This window comes from Devosia sp. (genome assembly GCF_024707125.1).
Classification (GTDB): domain Bacteria; phylum Pseudomonadota; class Alphaproteobacteria; order Rhizobiales; family Devosiaceae; genus Devosia.
Genome location: NZ_JANQAH010000007.1, coordinates 35,989 through 52,279, shown reverse-complemented (window position 1 = coordinate 52,279; position 16,291 = coordinate 35,989). Strand labels below are relative to the sequence as shown.

The following is a 16,291-nucleotide window of genomic DNA, read 5'->3' as shown; positions in this document are numbered from 1 at the left end:
TCGTGACAATCACCCTCAGACAGATGCGCTACGCGCTTGCCGTCGCGCGGACCGGCCATTTCGGACAAGCGGCGGATGAATGCGCCGTTTCGCAGCCGGCCTTGTCTCAGCAAATCCTGGCGCTGGAGACGCTTTGCGGTTCGACGATTTTTGACCGGCTGAAAACGGGCGTGCGGCTGACCCCATTCGGACGGGACTTTGTCGAGCTGGCACGGCCCGCCGTGGCGGCGTCCGAGGCGCTGGACAATTTTGCCATGCGCAGTGTCGGCAAGCCCAATCGGCCCATCCGCTTCGGGCTGATCCCAACCGTTGCGCCCTATCTGCTGCCCGAGATTTTTCCGGCGCTGACACAGCACTTGCCGGCGCTGAAGTTCACCATCAGCGAAAGCCGGACCGAGGCCATGCTGGAGAGCCTTGCCGACGGGAGCCTCGATATTGCGCTTATCGCATCCGAGCCGCCGGCAGGTGGTCCCAAGCTGGTCGTGTCGCCGCTCTTCGAGGACCCATTCGTGCTGGCGACGCCGAGCAGCGAATTGACCGCCGAGCCGGTGTCGCTGGCAGCGCTCGAACCGGAACGCATCCTGCTGCTCGACGAGGGGCACTGCTTTCGCGATCAGACCATTTCCGCCTGCCGGCTGGAGGGGGAACGTTCGACGCGCACTTTTGCGGCGACGTCACTCTCCACCATCGTGGAGTTCGTCGCCAATGGGCAGGGCGTGACGCTGCTACCGCAGATTGCGCTCCGCAAGGAAGCGAGCGATCCGCGCATTGCGGTGCATCAGTTGGATGATCCCCGCGCTGGGCGTCACCTGGCGCTCGTTTGGCGCGAGGCCACCCCGCTCGGCCGGACCTTTGAAGAAATCGCCAGCGTGATCCGCAAGACCCGCGCGCAAGCCCCTGTTCACCCTGCAATTTAGGCAATATGAATTTGACGGACTGTAGCGTTCCGCCGGAGTTCGTTGCACATGGCGCGTGCCCCCGCCAAGCCTGCCGCGCGGCCGGCTCGCCGAAAGACCGCTACGAGCGGCACGCGAAAAACCGCCGCCCCGGCAACGCCGGCGGCCGAACCGGCACCACCGCCAAAACGCCGGCTCGCCCTGCCCTCTCTCGATACCGGCGCGACGCTGCTCCGAAACATCATCCTCAACGTGGTTTTTGTGCTGGCGGCAGCGCTCTTCATCGCGGTGATGATCGGGCAGTTTCTTTATGATCAGGTGGTGATCGAGCCTATCGCGGTGCCCAAGGCGCTGATCGAACAGGGCATCACGCCGGAGGTAGCCGCGAGCCGGTTGTGGGACGGCCTGCGCGATGCGCAAACGCAGGCGCGGACCTCCAAGGCCAGCGTCAGCGCCATTCCCGATAGCCAGCGCATTCAGTTCGCCCTGCCCGACGTCGGCCTCTCGCTCGATTCCATCGTCCGGCAGACGCGGCAATTCTTCAACCTGCACCAGACCCGTATCGGCGGCGAGATCGTCTGCAAGACCGAGGCCTGCACGCCCGGCGAGATGCAATTGCGCCTGCGTGTGCTCAAGGGCACCAATGAGGTGATCGACCTGCCGCCCATGGAAGGGGTGGACCAGCGCGGCTATTTTACCAATGCCGCGGTGCAGGTGCTTTCGGTGCTCGACCCCTTCGTGGCCGTGGCCGCCATCGCCGATGCGCAGCCGGTGCGTGCCACGGCGCTGGCGCGGCGGCTGGTGCGCCAGCGGCACAGCGATGCCAAATGGGCGCACAACCTAATCGGCAATGTCCACACCAATGCCGCGGACTACAACCGCGCCATCAGCGAGTATCGCGCGGCGCTCGCGCTCGATCCGGAATTTCTCATCGCCCGGATCAACCTGGCCCGAGCGCTGCGGCAGGCCGGTGAACTCGATGCCTCGCAAAGTGCATATGACGCGCTATCGGCCGCCTATCCGGACAATCCTTCGGTGGTCGAAGGCCAGGCCGAGCTGCGCAATGTGCGTGGCGATGCGGATGGCGCAATCGCCCTTTTGCAGCAGGCAGCGGCGCTCGATCCGGCCAGCCCGCACTATTTTGCCCGGATGGGCCAGATCGAAGAGGCTCGGGGCAAGGGCGACGAAGCATTGGAGTGGTTCAAGCGGTCGCTGGAAATCGACCCGGCCTATGCTCTTGCCGTCGAACCGCTCTTCATCGCCCATGCCGGCCGCGGCGACCTGGCCGGTGCCGAGGCGCTGATGGGAGCCGCGGCGCGCTATCAGCCCATGGATGCCAATTCCCAGGCCCTGCATGGCGCGGCGCTGGGCTTCCTCGGGCTGCAGGCCGAGGCGCTTGAGGCCTATGACCGGGCGCTGGCGATTACGCCCGATGACTTCGACCTGCTCTATCAGTCGGCAAGCATATTGCAGGAACTCGACCGGGTACCCGAGGCGATCGAACGGTTTGGTCGGGCGATAGCGCTAAGACCCTATGACCCGTCAGCGCGTTTTGGGCGCGGCGCGGCCTATGCGATTTCCAGCCAGAATGACCTCGCGCGGGCCGACCTTGAACGCGTCCTCGAACTCGACACCTCCGGCACACAATATGGCAATCTCGCCACCGGCTTCCTCGACATTCTCGATGGGCTGGATGCCACGGCTGCCGAGGCCGGCAAGGCGGAGGAAACCAAGCCATGAGCGAGGAATCCGGAGGTCTTGGCCTGACAAAACTCGATGCCAGCCTTTCGACGCTGCGCACCATGATCGTCAATATCGGCTTCTTCATCGCCATGATCCTGCTCATTCCCACGATGGGCGCGCAGATCGTGCGCAATCCGATCGTCATCGAACCAATCGGCGTGCCGGAGGCATTGGCTGATCGCGGGCTCACTTCGGCCGTTGCTGCCAATCGCGTCTGGGACGGGTTGCAGGATTTTTCGCAGACGGCCGCCATCGCAAGGCAGAGTTTTGTCGCCGTGCCCGATAGCCAGCTCGTCGAATTCTCCCTGCCCGGCAGCGGCCTTTCGGTCGACGCCATCGTCAAGCAATTGCGTCAGTTCTTCGGCAGCCAGGAGACGCGCATCGCGGGTGAGATCATCTGCCAGACTAGCGACTGCGCCCCGGAGGGGCAGCGGCTGCGGCTACGCGTGGTCGGGCGCAGTATCGAGATCATCGACCTGCCGCCTTTGGGTACGACGCCGGTTCCGGTCTATTTTCGCGAGGCAGCCGCGGGAATTTACGACGTGTTGGATCCGCTGATCGGCGCCGCCGCGCGCGCCGTCACCGATCCAGAGGGCGCCATCGCCCGAGCCAGACGCATTGCCACAGCCGGCGGGCCCGATGCGCGCTGGGCCCATGTTCTGCTCGGCGACATCGCCCTGTCGCAGGGCCATGGCGAGGACGCCAAGACCCATTATCTCGCGGCACTCGTGGACGACCCAGCCTTCATTGAGGCGCGTATCGGCCTCGTCCGGGCAGCCCTTGCGCTTGGGCAGAACGAGGATGCGAGGACAACACTCGGCCAATTGCCCAGCGACGGCGACAAGGCGGCAGTGATCATCCGTCTTCAGGCCGACCTTGCGGCCGCCGAAGGTGATCTCGATGGCGCGAGGCAGCTGGCCCGCGCGGCGGCGGAAGCCGATCCGCTCTCGCCTGCGCCGCTTGTGCATCTTGGCACGCTGGCTCTTGAAGCAGGAGAGGTAGAGGACGCACGCGCAGCGTTTCGCGAGGCTTTGGCGATTGATCCTGGCTATGGCGCCGCCTTACAGGCCCTGGGCGAAATGCACCGTGCTGAAGGTGATCTCGAAGCCGCCGAAGCGCTGGTGCGCGATTGGGCCGATTATGCCCCGGACGACAGCGAGGCCCTGCGCGCGCTGATCGCCGTGCGGCTCGAACGTGAGGATTTCGAAGGCGCGGCCGAGATCTATGGCAAGCTGACGGACCTGACCGTCCCGACCCCGGATGAAGCCATTGGGCGAGCGCAGGTGCTGCAAAAGCTCGGGCGCTACGCCGAGGCCGGCGACGCCATCCTTGCCCTGACAGAAGCAACGCCGCCCCTGCCCGAGGCGGTGCTGCTTTTGGCTCAGCTTCACGACGAGGCAGGCCGGGCCGCCAAGGCGCGACCGCTCTATGAGCACTATCTCACGCTTGGTACCGAACTGCCGGGCATCGAGATGGCGAAAGCGGCGCTGGAACGCCTGGGCGACTAGGCTCGCGCCAGGCTGCGTTGCCTGAAACTGTCGTAGGAAAAAACCATCAGCGACAGCCAGATCAGCACGAAGCTGAAAAGGCGCATGCCATTGAGCTCTTCGCCAAAGAGGAAGACGGCGACGAGAAACTGAATGGACGGGGCCAGATATTGGAACATGCCTATCGTGGTGAGCCGCAGGCGGCGGACGGCATAGGCAAAGAGCAGTAGCGGCACAGCCGTGGCCGGCCCGGTCAGGACGAGCAGGAGCATGGTCTGCGGATCGGCATGCGGGCCAAGGCCGCGCGTGGCGAGGTCGAAAGCCACATAGGCCAGGGCGAAGGGTGCGGCGATGACTGTTTCGGCAAAGAGGCCGGTGGCCGGGCCCGATGGCGCCGTCTTGCGGAAGAAGCCGTAAAACCCGAAGGAGAAGGCAAGGCTCAGCGCCACATAGGGAATGCTGCCGAGGCCGACGGCCTGAATGGCAATGGCAACGACGGCAATGGCGATGGCAATCGTCTGCAGCCGGTTCTGGCGCTCGCCGAGCAGGATCATGCCTATGGCGACATTGACCAGCGGATTGATAAAATAGCCGAAGCTCGCCTCAAGCACCTGCCCCGATTCCACGGCCCAGACATAGATCAGCCAGTTGACGACCAGCAGCGCCGTCGAGAGTGCCACGACGCGGAACGTCTTCCAGTTGGTCAGCAACGCCTTGGCTTCCCGGAACCCGGCTCCGAACGCCAGGATGCCGATGAGCAGAACCAACGAGAACAGCGTCCGTTCCGCCACGATCAACACCGACCCGGCGGATTCGAGCAGGTGGAACAGGATCGGCAAAAAGCCCCAGAGCAGATAGGCACCGAGCGCGGCAACAACGCCGTTACGGGTTTGGCTGGGATCGGCTGGCAGCGAGGACGGTGCAGGCGCGACCGCGTCGGGCGCCTGTTCGGGCAAGGTCATGGACGGACTCCGCGCCACCGGGGCGCGAGGCCAGCACTAACAGCCCCGGCGTTTGCGGGCCAATCAGAGTTTGTGATCGCTTTGTCTTGCATTGCTGATCGAAAAGGCCAACCTTTCAGAGTGTTGGACGTTTGGCCTCAGGGAGCCGCACAACACTCGGTTCCAGCCAGACCAACTTGCAGGAGCAGCGAATGAAAAAGACCGTCACCTGGATCTTGATCGCCGATGGCACGCAGGCCCGAGTGCTGGAAAATACTGGCCCTGGAAAGGGGCTAGCCAGCGTCAAGGGGCTGGATTGGGCCATCGAGCCGCTCCAGAGCAAGGACATCAACTCTGATCGCCCCGGCCGCGGCTTTTCTTCCGCCGGCTCCGCACGCTCCGCGATGGAGCCCAAAACCGATCCCGCGCAGCACCGGGAAGCCGAATTCGTTCGCACGGTGGCAGCGGCCCTCGACCGCAAGGCCCAGGACGGCGCCTTCGACCGGCTGGTCATCGCCGCTGCCCCACTCGCCCTGGGCAATCTGCGCAAGGTGCTCTCCGACCATGTGAAGAAGACGATTGTCGCGGAGCTCGACAAGGACCTGACCAACCTGCCGACCCTCAGTATCGACAAGCACCTCGACGGCATCATCGCGGTGTAAAAGCAATCGGCCGGAGCGACACTCGCTCCGGCCGATCTTTGTTTTCAATAGCTTGGGACGAAAACCGGAATCAGTGTCGCACCTGACCTTCTATTCGTCGTCGTCCGGTTCCAGATCCTCACCCGCCAGCGCATCGAGGAATTCCTCGAGCATCCGATTGATGAGATCGGGCCGTTCGATGCTGGGGATATGGGCCACGCCTTCGAGTACGGCAGCGAAGGAATTGGGCATGGTCTCGGACAGATGCTCGTGCCGGTCGATGAGCGCAGAAAAGTCCTCGTCGCCCACGATCAGCATGGTCGGCGACGTCACTGCGTCTACACGGCTCCAGGCATCAGGCCGCGGCTCTTCCTGCGTGAGTTCGGGCTTCGCGAGAGCCTTGGCATTCATATCGAGAAAGAGCTCGCGCACCGAACCGCCGACGCGGCCGCTCTGAGCGCGCGGACCATCGAGCCATTCGTGGGCCTGCACCTTGTTGAGCAGGTCGAGATCGCCGCGCTCCCAGGCATCTTCCTCGGCCATTTCGATAGCGCTTTCCTCGGCCGTAGCGCTCCAGGGCGCCCCGGTGACGGAGGTGCCAATCAGCACGAGGCCGATGACGCGGCCAGGATGGCTCAAGGCAAAATCGATCGCCAGCCCACCACCCATCGAGCAGCCGACAAAGATCGCCGCGTGAATGTCGAAGGCGTCAAGAATCGCTTCGAGATCTTCGAGATGGCTGAAGGGCTCGTCGGGGCTCTCGGCATCGCCATAACCCCGTCGGTCGTAGGCAATGGCGTGCCAGCCATTGTCGGCAGCAAGCCGCATCTGGTCGTGCCACATGCGGTTGTCGCAAACACCGGCATGGAGGAAAACGACCGGCAGGCCGTCACCCATTTCGACACCCGTCAGCGTGGCGCCGTCGATATCAATCGTGAATTCGTCCATTACCACGCGCAGATTTCCGTTTCAGTCGCGTCGCTCTTCCAGCAGGCCTGGTCTTTCTTGGCCCTGAAATAGGTTCCCGGCAGGGGCACCGAGCGGCCGCCTTTTTCATAGGTGGCGCTAACGAAGCCCTGCCCGTCTGCCTCGATCCAGAGTTCGAAGGTCGGTTTGCCTGCCGCCGAAATGCGGAAGCTGCCAGCCTCGTCAAGCCGCTGGAAATCGCACGAATATTCGCCATCGTCAGTGGTGAAACAACGCGCTTCCTTTGCCATCGTTGCCGACGACATCACCAGCATGGCCAGTAATGCGGCGAAAGTGGCGCGCGCCGGTTTCATTCGAACACCAGGGCGCAGAACTTCGTGTCGTCCCGCTCCGCCTGCCAGCAGCCGGGCTCTTCCGGAAGTGGGGCGAATGCGCCCAGTTCCTCAGGGAGCTGACCGGGCTTGGCGTCGGCAGCAATGAGGTAGCCGAGTCCTTCATTTTCTTCGACAAGGGCGAAAGCGAAAGTCTGGCCGTCGGGCAAGGCAAAGGTCAGTCCGCCGCCATCGGTCTCCACATCGCATCCAAACTCATCGTAACCCGTCAACGAGCACTGGCCCGATACGGCCAATGCCGGAGCCGCGAGGGCAAGGCTGGCTGCCAGCATCGCCCCCGTGATCATAATCTTCATGCATTCCCCCAGAACGCCAGATAACCAAAGACCCTTGGGCCCTGGAAACCAAGCTTATGGCAGAAATCGCAGCAAACCCAATGTGTATTATTGCGCTTTGACGACGATGGTAAAGGCCGACTTCTTGGGAAAGCGGCCTATTCGTCGGGGCGGCCGGCAAGCAGCGGGGTCAGCGCACGCTCGATATCCTGCAGCGAATAGGGTTTGACGATGACGGCATGGCTCTGCCACTCGGGTGGCAGCCCGGCGCGGCCATAGCCAGTCGCAAAAATCAGCGGCACGCCGCGCTCTTTCAATATCTGCGCCACCGGAAATACCGTTGTGCCACCGATATTGACGTCGAGAATGGCAACATCAACCGGCCCCAGGGTTTCTGCCATGGCGACAGCCTGATCGAGGCGCATCGCCTGTGCCACCACTTCGCAGCCGAGATCGGTAAGGACATCTTCGAGACCGAAGAGAACCAGCGTTTCGTCCTCGACGACAAAGGCCCGGCTACCGGTAAACTTGGCCAAGAACGGCTCCTGTGCGCAATCGAAGGCCGACTCATCTGGCCGTCGCGAAACTAACTGGCAGGCACTTTAGGGCTCAAGACCCCGGGCGCAACGCGACAACGAATTCCGACGTGACTTCGAGCGCCCTATCCTCCCGCACCGCTATTCCGTCAGGCGGAACATGGGCGGCAAGCAGCGCATCACGAGCCCGGATCAAGTCAGCGATCTCGCTTTCGTAAGCCACAAAGATAGCGGTAAGCCAGCGATTAACCAGATAGGACGGCGACGGCATCTGCATATCAAAGCGCGTGATCAGGTCTATCGTCCTGTCCGCATCGGCCCAGTCGTCCCCCACCACCCACTGATTGACCGTGAAGAGCCGCAGCAAGCGGCCGTTCGCATCGACGCCAATGGCGATCAGATGGTGGATGGCGCCTTCGGGGCCATCGGGCCGCAGGAAGCAATGAAAATGGCCATGCTCGGCTGAGCCTTCGCTGGCCGGATGGCAGTGGTAAAACCACTGCGCATTGCTGGCCGGGTCGAAAACATCGCCGGCCGGGTAGTGCTCCCAGGCCTCGATATCGGACACACCGCGAAATGTGTCGCTGAGGACGTTGAGACCGCCCTTGGCGAGCACGGTCTCGCAAAAGACGATTTCGCTGAGAGCGTGCTCGCGGGCTGTGGTCATCAGACGCCTTCCACCGCCAGATCAGGCGCTTCTTGCCCGGCAGGTTTGGAAAGTGGTGGCGCCGGCGGCCCAGCCTTTGCGGGAGCAGCTTCCGCCGGACGCTGTGCCGGCGGTGGTGGTGGCGGTGCCTTTTGCGCCGGCGGCTTGGCAGGCGGCGGTGGCGGAGCCGCCTTGGCCGGCGCACCGGCGGCACATGGTGCGACAGGCGCTCCTGCGGCACAGGGAGCAACGGCACCGGCAGCGCAAGGCGCAGCCCCGGCGGCGCAAGGTGCCGAGCCAGACGCAGCAGCAGTCTGAGCCGTCGGGCGCGGCGGCACGGGGTTGGTCACATGGTCATAGGCGATGGCGGCAGTGGTGACGGCGAGTGCGGCGCCGAAGAGAAGAGTGTTGCGAGCGCTCATTTCTTGGCGAACCCATCAAGACCGAAGAAGGGACGTAGCCAGACGCCCACGAAAGAGCCGACAAAGGCAGCGGCAAACCAGAGCCAACCATGCAGGCTCCCCGTGGCAATGCCAGAGAACAGCGCCCCGATATTGCAGCCGAAGGACAGGCGCGCGCCATAACCCATGAGCAGGCCACCGACGACGGCCGCCAGCAGCGAGCCGAGCGGTAGCGCGGCCTTGGGCGCGAACTTGCCCGCAATTGCTGCGGCCAAAGCCGCGCCGAGCACGAGACCGAAATCCATCACCGAGACCGTATCGGCCAGCACGCTGGAATTCAGCGCCTGGGCCTGGGCCGGCCAGGTCCAGAACTCCCAGCTCGCGACCGGAATGCCGACCGCCGAAGCGATCTTGGCGCCCCAGAGACCAAAGCCATAGGTGATCGACCAGGGATGGCCCGCGAGCAGCAGCGTCGCGATGTTGAGAAGGGCAAGCACCAGCCCTGCCCCGACCAGCGGCCAGGGACCATAGAGAATCCAGGTCCAGCCCTGCCGCGCCGGAGCCGGTTCAGGCTCGATATTGCCGTGCACGCGCTTTTCGATCACCGCCGTGATCAGCGCCACGATAGCGAGACCAGCAATGGTTGCCGCGATGGCAAAGCCGACGCCAAGCTCGGCACCGAGGCTGATGGCCGGCAAAGCGGGCTGCAACAGCCAGAACGGCAGATGCGCCGTGCCGATCACCGCACCGACGATAAAAAACACCAGCGTGACCAGCATGCGCGCGGAACCACCGCCGACGGTGAACAGCGTACCCGAACCGCAGCCACCGCCCAATTGCATGCCGAGGCCAAAGATGGCGGCGCCCAGCAGCACCGACACGCCGACCGGCGCCATGGCGCCAACCATGGCCTGACCGCCAATGTTGCCGGCGGCCACCAGCGGGATCATGGCGAGCGCCGCAACGCCGATCGTCAGCATCTGCGCCCGCATGCCGCGGCCGCGCTTTTCGACCACCATGCGCTTCCAGCCGCCCGTAAAGCCGAACGAGCCGTGGTAAAGCGCCACGCCCAGACCACCGCCGATTAGAAACAGCGTGCCCTGGCGCAGGTCGACCTGCCAGGTGATGAAAGCAAAGCCAGCCAGCAACATGGCGGCGGCTACAAGAAGCGGCGCCCTATCCGCCACGGCGGGCGGCAGGAATTTTGGCGCGGGTGCGGAAATATCGCTCATGATTCTCAAAATGCAGATGTTCTAAAAGGTTTGGATGCTGCAGCCTTGCGGCGCAACATCCAATCCAGATCAGTGATGAAGAGCCGCGATCTTACTGGATCGGGCGGGCCGGATCGGCAGCCCATTCAGCCATCGAGCCGTCATACATGGCGGTGTTCTTGTTGCCGCCAACTTCATGCAGGGCGAACCAGGCGATCGAAGCCCAATGGCCGGTATTGCAGAAGACGATGTTCTTTTCGCCTTCGGCCAGACCCGCACCCTGTGCGAGCGCGGCGACGGTTTCGGGCAGCGCGAAACTGGCATATTCGGCGCTGTAGAACTTCGAGTGCGGAATGTTCACGGCGCCAGGAATGGTGCCTTCGATACGAACGACCGGGCTCTTGGACTGGCCGAGGAACTGCTCTTCCGGACGGCCGTCGACGAGCTTGGTGCCGGCAGCGAGTGCCGCTTCGACGTCGGGCGTCGTCGCGCGCAGTTCGGGGCGGACATTGACCGGGAATTCGGCCGCAGCCGGAACGGCCGCTTCGGCAACGCGCTCACCGCCAACGGCGTCATACTGGCGCCAGCCGCCATCGAGGATCGAAACGGCGTCATGGCCAAGATACTTGAAGGTCCAGTAGACGCGGGTCGCACCACCGAATTCAGAGGAATCCGTGCCCCACGGCACGATGACCACGTGGTCATCAGCATCGACGCCAAGGCTGCTGATCAGCGCTGCGATCTGCTCGGTCGGCGGGATCTGGCCCGGCACGCCATCGACCTCGGTGCGCCAGCCGGCGCTGGCATAGGGAGCTACCGCGGCATTGGCGATAAAGGGCAGATCGCCGAGATCGGTCTCGTCGACCTTGTCGCGGATATCGATGATGGCGATGTTCTCGTCACCGGCATGCGCCTTGAGCCATTCGGCCGTCACGAGCGGCGTAACATCTGCCGCAAAGGCAAAAACGGGAACCGCAACGACAAAAGCAGCGGCGGCGGCAAACGATGCGAGACGCATGGCAATCCTCCAATGAAATATGGAGAGAAATCTATACGGGATAGGTAGAGAAATCGAAGCGCAGCGGCCCAAATGTCGCCACAAGAGAGCAAAATCCCGCTCCTGGTGCTGCACCAGATAGAATTGCTTTCTAGGCGAGAATAGCCGCCCCGCAGACAGGCTCAAGGCGGCGCGGTTGGGAACGCCAGCACTTGATGAGTCCCAGCCGATTTGACAAGCTGATGACACAGTCGTTCAAGGGCAAGAGCATGCGCCATGCGTATTGTGTTGGCTGTCCTGTCTGCATTGCTGTTCGTCCAAACCGTGCATTCGACGGCCCAGGATTTGTCGAACTACGAAGCCGGGATTTCAGCCCTTAACAGTCACGACTATGATCTGGCCTTCGACTTGCTCCTCCCCCTGGCTGAAGCGGGAAATAGCGACGCGCAAAGCAAAATTGCCCATATGTACTATTGGGGCGAAGGCAGAGCGCCGGACTATGCGGAGCATTTCAGATGGTCGCTGCGGTCCGCGGAGGCAGGTAATCCAACCGGACAATTCGACGTCGCCACCGACTATTACAGCGGGCGCGGCGTAGCCCAGGACATCAAGGCCGGGTTGAAGTGGACGACGCTCGCGGCCGAAGGCGGCGACGACTATGCCCAGCTGGCCTTGGGAATACGGTACCTGAACGGCCTTGGCGTGTCTTTGGACCTGGAGCGCGGGAAGCACTATCTGGCGCAGGCCGTGGAGCAAAATGAACCCCGGGCACTGATGCTTACGGCCTCGGCACACATTTTCGGCGAGTTCGGGTTTGCCGCCGATTTCGACAAAGGCATCGGCTTTCTAAAGCGCGCCGCCGAACACCACCACGCCGGCGCTCAATTGTCCTACGGCATGCATCTGCTCAACAAGGCGCAGTCCGAAGCGGAACTGTCGGAGGGCCTCAAGTGGCTGACACTATCTGCGATGGTGGGTTGCGAGAAGGCGATCAGCGCGCTCGTGCCATTGCGGGCGAGTGTCAGCGACAGCGTCGCCGAACGTGCAACGGAATTGGCCGATCAATGGCTGGTCGCGCAGCCGGCAAGAGCACCCCACGACCATCGGGACTACAAACAGGCCTTTTGCAGCACAGCGCCGATAGTCAACGCCTTGACGGCGACAAGGGATAAGGAAGGGAGCGAAACCGCTCTGCATGCGCACACACAGAACGGCCCGCTCCCACTGTAGTTATCGGGTCAGCGGCTTATACGTTGCGCGCTTCGGATTGACGGCATCGGCGCCAAGACGACGGACCTTGTCGGCCTCGTAGTCCTGGAAGTTGCCTTCGAACCATTCGACATGGCTGTCGCCTTCGAAGGCCAGCATGTGGGTCGCCAGGCGATCGAGGAACATACGATCGTGGCTGATGATCACGGCGCAGCCGGCGAATTCCTCCAGCGCTTCTTCGAGCGCAGCGAGGGTTTCGGTGTCGAGGTCGTTGGTCGGTTCGTCGAGGAGCAGGACGTTGGCGCCGCTCTTCAGCATCTTGGCGAGGTGCACGCGGTTGCGCTGGCCGCCCGAGAGATTGCCGACCTTCTGCTGCTGATCGCCACCCTTGAAGTTGAAGGTGGAGGTATAAGCGCGCGAATTCATTTCGCGCTTGCCCAGAAGCAGCACTTCGTCGCCGCCGGAAATTTCTTCCCACACGGTCTTGTTCGGGTTGAGGGCATCGCGGCTCTGGTCGACATAGCCGAGGTGCACGCTTTCAGCGACCGTGATCGAGCCGCCATCGGGCTGTTCCTGGCCGGTCAGCATCTTGAAGAGCGTGGTCTTGCCCGCGCCGTTCGGGCCGATAATGCCCACGATACCGCCCGGGGGCAGCTTGAACGAGAGATTGTCGATCAGGAGGCGATCGCCGAACGACTTTGAGAGGCCTTCGACGTCGATGACGTTGTGGCCGAGGCGTTCACCAGGCGGAATGATGATCTGCGCCGTGTGCGACTGGGTACGGGCGTCGTTGATCTTGACCAGTTCGTCATAGGCCTTGAGACGGGCCTTGGACTTGGACTGGCGCGCCTGCGGGCTCTGGCCCATCCATTCGCGTTCGCGTTCCAGCACCTTGGCGCGCGCTGCGTCTTCGCTCTTTTCCTGCGCAAAGCGCTTGGCCTTGGCATCAAGGTAGGCGGAATAATTGCCTTCATAGGGCACGCCGCGGCCGCGATCGAGCTCGAGAATCCAGCCCGTGACATTGTCGAGGAAGTAGCGGTCGTGGGTGATGATCAGCACCGCGCCTTCGAATTCGCGCAGGTGCCGTTCGAGCCAAGCCGTGGTTTCGGCGTCGAGATGGTTGGTCGGTTCGTCGAGCAGCAGCAGGTCGGGCTTGCTCAGCAGCAGCGCGCAAAGCGCGACGCGGCGCTTTTCACCGCCCGAGAGATTGTTGACGTCGGCATCGCCCGGAGGGCAGCCGAGCGCTTCCATAGCGACTTCCACCTGCGATTCCAGATCCCACAGGTTCTGGCTGTCGATGATGTCCTGGAGCTTGGACGCCTCGTCGGCGGTCTCGTCGGAATATTCCATCATCAACTCGTTGTAGCGGTCGACGATGTCCTTCTTTTCCTTGACGCCGGTCATGACGTTGCCCAGCACGTTCAGCGCCGGATCGAGCTGGGGTTCTTGAGCAAGGTAGCCGACCTTGGCGCCATCGGCAGCCCAGGCTTCGCCGGTGAATTCGGTATCGATGCCGGCCATGATTTTCAGCAACGTCGACTTGCCCGAGCCGTTCGGGCCGAGAATGCCGATCTTGGCATCGGGGTAGAAGGAGAGATGGATATTATCCAGCACCTTCTTGCCGCCAGCATAGGCCTTCGACATTCCGTGCATGTGATAAATAAACTGGCGCGCCATGGGCGAAGACCTCTTCAAGGGGTTTTCGGGAGTTGGCGCCTATGTAGGCCATGCGGGAGGTTCGGGCAACGGGGGCAAAGCCGTCGCCCAGAGGAACTATGCCGCAGCCACTTCCACGGGCACCGATTTGAACGCCGGCGTCTTGCTGCGCGGGTCGACTTCGGTGCCGATCAGCACATTGGCCTCGGGGTAATAGGCGAGCACGGAGCCGGGCGGGAGGTCGAAGCTGGTCGCGATCCCCTCCATTTCACCCACGGAAGAACGCACGCGTACTTTTTGCCCTTCGGCCAGCCCGCGCTCAGCCATATCTGCCATGCTCAGGAAGACCGAATAGCGCCCCGCCTTGCCGCGATAGCTGTCGGTTTCTTCGTAGATGATGGAATTGAACTGCCCCTCGCTGCGCACCGAGGCAAGCATCAGCTTGCCTTTTTCGAGCTTGGGAATTGGCGTGACGACGAAATGCGCCTTGCCGTCCAGCGTGCCGAATTCGGGTACATGCAGCACCCGGTTGCGGATATGGAATTCGCGCTTGGCGACGTCGATATCGGCCAGTTCCTCCATCCCCGGCACAATGGCAGCGATGGCGTCGCGCAGTTTTGCGTGGCCGGAAAAGGCGTCGAAATCGATCGGAGAATCCGGCAGGACACGCTTGCCGATCTGGCCGAGGATCCAGCTTTCGGGTCGCACGGTGCTGATGCGGTCGATGCCGCCATCGGAAAGCCGCACGAAGTTGAACATCGATTCCTGGGTCGTCGGCTCCCATTCCTCGTCACGCGCCGTGACGGGAAGAATGAGCACTTCGCCATCGCCGAGGCCATGCACATGACCCTGGTTCAGCGTCGTCGTCAGGAAAAGCTTGAAGCCGATGGCGCCCATGGCGCGGCTGGAAAAGGCTGTGTCCGGCGTCGCGGCCCAGAGATTGCCGCCCATGATGACGGCGGCATCGACTTCTCCGGCCTCGGCCCGCTTGAGGCAGGCCATGGTGTCGAGGCCTTTTTCTTCGGGGAAACTGACGCCAAACACGTCTTCCATGCGCTTAAGAACATCGCGCGCCAGCACCGGTTTGACCCCGATGGTGCCGATGCCCTGCACGTTGGAATGGCCACGCAGCGGTAGGAGGCCGGAGAACCGCTTGCCAATCATGCCGCGGATGAGCGCCAGATTGGCGATGGCTTCGACATTGGTTGTGCCATGGACGTGGTGCGTCATGCCCATGCCCCAGGCAAAGACCGCATGCTGCGAGCGGCCATAGGCGGCGGCAACGCGCGAAATCTCCTCGCGCGACAGGCCGCAGGCCTCGGTGACTTCATCCCAGCCAAGCGTATCAATGTCGTTACGGAAGGCATCGAAATCGGCGCCATAGGCAGCGATGAAGGCGCGGTCCTCGGTCCCCTGCTCCAGCACGGCTTTGGCGAGCCCCTTGAACAGCGCAATATCCGAGCCGATCCGCGGCTGCAGATAGTCAGATGCGATATCGCTGCCGCCCTTGAGCATTGAGAGAGGCGATTTCGGCACGGCGAATTTGACCAGCCCCGGCTCCTTGGCCGGATTGATGACGATCACCTGTCCGCCCCGCTCGCGGCAGTTTTTCAGCATGTGAATGAAGCGCGGGTGGTTCGACGAAGGATTGGCGCCGATGACGAAGATCAGGTCAGCCCCGGTCAGGTCTTCGAGTTCGACAGTAGCCGTGCCCTTGCCGATCGTGGTGGCCAAGCCCTCGCTTGTCGCCTGGTGGCAATAGTAGGAGCAGTTGTTGACGTTGTTGGTGCCATAGGCCCGCGCCAAAAGCTGGAATAGGAACCCCGCCTCGTTGGACGAGCGTCCCGAGGAATAAAAAAATGTCCGCTTGGGATCGGTTTCAGCGAGCCGATGCGCTGCATGATCGAGCGCGGAGTCCCAATCGAGCGGCTCGAAACGATCCGAGCCGGCGCGCCGAAAAAGCGGCGTGCCAAGGCGCCCAAGTCGCTCCATTTCTCTCCCCGAGAGTTCGGAAAGTTCGGCAATTGTGTGCTCGAAAATCGGCTCTGGAATGGGTGGCTGAATATCGGTCGATTGCGCCTGCACCGACTTGTTGCAGACCGAGGGAAACTCATCGAGTTCATTGGTCATGCCGCCATGTTGGCCGCCCATGCCATAGGCACAGGCCTTGCAGGTATTTTTCGCCGTCAGCGCCTTGGCGGCCTTGCCCACGCCCATCTTACCGATGGTGGACAGGGTATAGAGAACTTTCTTGGGGCCGCCGCCCACGACGTTACTGGTATCGGCCAAGGCCAAACTCCGACTTGCTGCGCCGCCATTGTCGGCTCATGACG

General features: G+C 62.8%; 16 protein-coding genes. 5 read left to right on the top strand and 11 right to left on the bottom strand.

Going from position 1 to position 16,291, the window contains the following annotated elements:
• Nucleotides 1–2 precede the first annotated feature (2 nt).
• From NVV77_RS05440 to NVV77_RS05430, 3 genes are read left to right on the top strand one after another with little or no spacing between them, the layout of a single operon-like run.
• Nucleotides 3–917, top strand: a complete 915-nt coding sequence (locus NVV77_RS05440) for a hydrogen peroxide-inducible genes activator (RefSeq protein WP_295411471.1) — start codon at nucleotides 3–5, stop codon at nucleotides 915–917.
• Between the two features lie 48 nt (nucleotides 918–965).
• On the top strand, nucleotides 966–2,636 hold the full coding sequence (locus NVV77_RS05435) for a tetratricopeptide repeat protein (RefSeq protein WP_295411470.1): 1,671 nt from the start codon (nucleotides 966–968) through the stop codon (nucleotides 2,634–2,636).
• Entirely contained in the window at nucleotides 2,633–4,147 is a 1,515-nt protein-coding gene (locus tag NVV77_RS05430) for a tetratricopeptide repeat protein (RefSeq protein ID WP_295411469.1), read from the top strand. The genes NVV77_RS05435 and NVV77_RS05430 overlap by 4 nt, the downstream gene beginning before the upstream one ends.
• Here the strand turns inward: NVV77_RS05430 and rarD are convergent.
• A complete protein-coding gene (gene rarD / locus NVV77_RS05425; protein WP_295411468.1) occupies nucleotides 4,144–5,088 on the bottom strand; it encodes an EamA family transporter RarD in 945 nt (314 codons plus the stop codon). The genes NVV77_RS05430 and rarD overlap by 4 nt on opposite strands.
• Nucleotides 5,089–5,279: 191 nt before the next feature.
• Between rarD and NVV77_RS05420 the strand changes: the two genes are divergently transcribed.
• Nucleotides 5,280–5,729: a host attachment protein gene (locus NVV77_RS05420; protein WP_295411467.1), complete on the top strand. Its 450-nt coding sequence runs from the start codon at nucleotides 5,280–5,282 to the stop codon at nucleotides 5,727–5,729.
• Between the two features lie 90 nt (nucleotides 5,730–5,819).
• Here NVV77_RS05420 and NVV77_RS05415 read toward each other — a convergent pair whose 3' ends face one another.
• From NVV77_RS05415 to NVV77_RS05380, 8 genes are all read right to left on the bottom strand, one after another.
• A complete protein-coding gene (locus NVV77_RS05415) occupies nucleotides 5,820–6,656 on the bottom strand; it encodes an alpha/beta hydrolase (protein ID WP_295412245.1) in 837 nt (278 codons plus the stop codon).
• Entirely contained in the window at nucleotides 6,656–6,988 is a 333-nt protein-coding gene (locus NVV77_RS05410; RefSeq protein ID WP_295411466.1) for a hypothetical protein, read from the bottom strand. Before NVV77_RS05410 ends, NVV77_RS05415 begins: the two co-directional genes overlap by 1 nt.
• Entirely contained in the window at nucleotides 6,985–7,323 is a 339-nt protein-coding gene (locus tag NVV77_RS05405; RefSeq protein WP_295411465.1) for a hypothetical protein, read from the bottom strand. Before NVV77_RS05405 ends, NVV77_RS05410 begins: the two co-directional genes overlap by 4 nt.
• Before the next feature lie 137 nt (nucleotides 7,324–7,460).
• On the bottom strand, nucleotides 7,461–7,838 hold the full coding sequence (locus NVV77_RS05400; RefSeq protein WP_295411464.1) for a response regulator: 378 nt from the start codon (nucleotides 7,836–7,838) through the stop codon (nucleotides 7,461–7,463).
• A 73-nt stretch (nucleotides 7,839–7,911) separates the two neighbouring features.
• Entirely contained in the window at nucleotides 7,912–8,505 is a 594-nt protein-coding gene (locus tag NVV77_RS05395) for a hypothetical protein (RefSeq protein ID WP_295411463.1), read from the bottom strand.
• Nucleotides 8,505–8,906 (bottom strand): hypothetical protein, encoded by a 402-nt coding sequence (locus NVV77_RS05390; RefSeq protein WP_295411462.1) that lies wholly within the window; start codon nucleotides 8,904–8,906, stop codon nucleotides 8,505–8,507. Before NVV77_RS05390 ends, NVV77_RS05395 begins: the two co-directional genes overlap by 1 nt.
• Nucleotides 8,903–10,117, bottom strand: a complete 1,215-nt coding sequence (locus tag NVV77_RS05385; protein WP_295411461.1) for a YeeE/YedE family protein — start codon at nucleotides 10,115–10,117, stop codon at nucleotides 8,903–8,905. The genes NVV77_RS05390 and NVV77_RS05385 overlap by 4 nt, the downstream gene beginning before the upstream one ends.
• A gap of 91 nt (nucleotides 10,118–10,208) precedes the next feature.
• Nucleotides 10,209–11,114, bottom strand: a complete 906-nt coding sequence (locus tag NVV77_RS05380; RefSeq protein WP_295411460.1) for a sulfurtransferase — start codon at nucleotides 11,112–11,114, stop codon at nucleotides 10,209–10,211.
• Nucleotides 11,115–11,369: 255 nt separating this feature from the next.
• Here NVV77_RS05380 and NVV77_RS05375 point away from each other — a divergent pair, with 255 nt between their 5' ends.
• A complete protein-coding gene (locus NVV77_RS05375) occupies nucleotides 11,370–12,323 on the top strand; it encodes a tetratricopeptide repeat protein (RefSeq protein ID WP_295411459.1) in 954 nt (317 codons plus the stop codon).
• Here the strand turns inward: NVV77_RS05375 and ettA are convergent, their stop codons facing one another.
• The gene (gene ettA / locus NVV77_RS05370; RefSeq protein ID WP_295411458.1) at nucleotides 12,324–13,979 is read right to left on the bottom strand and encodes an energy-dependent translational throttle protein EttA; all 1,656 of its coding nucleotides are present in this window, start codon (nucleotides 13,977–13,979) and stop codon (nucleotides 12,324–12,326) included.
• Nucleotides 13,980–14,075: 96 nt separating this feature from the next.
• Nucleotides 14,076–16,247 (bottom strand): FdhF/YdeP family oxidoreductase, encoded by a 2,172-nt coding sequence (locus tag NVV77_RS05365; RefSeq protein ID WP_295411457.1) that lies wholly within the window; start codon nucleotides 16,245–16,247, stop codon nucleotides 14,076–14,078.
• Nucleotides 16,248–16,291 lie beyond the last annotated feature (44 nt).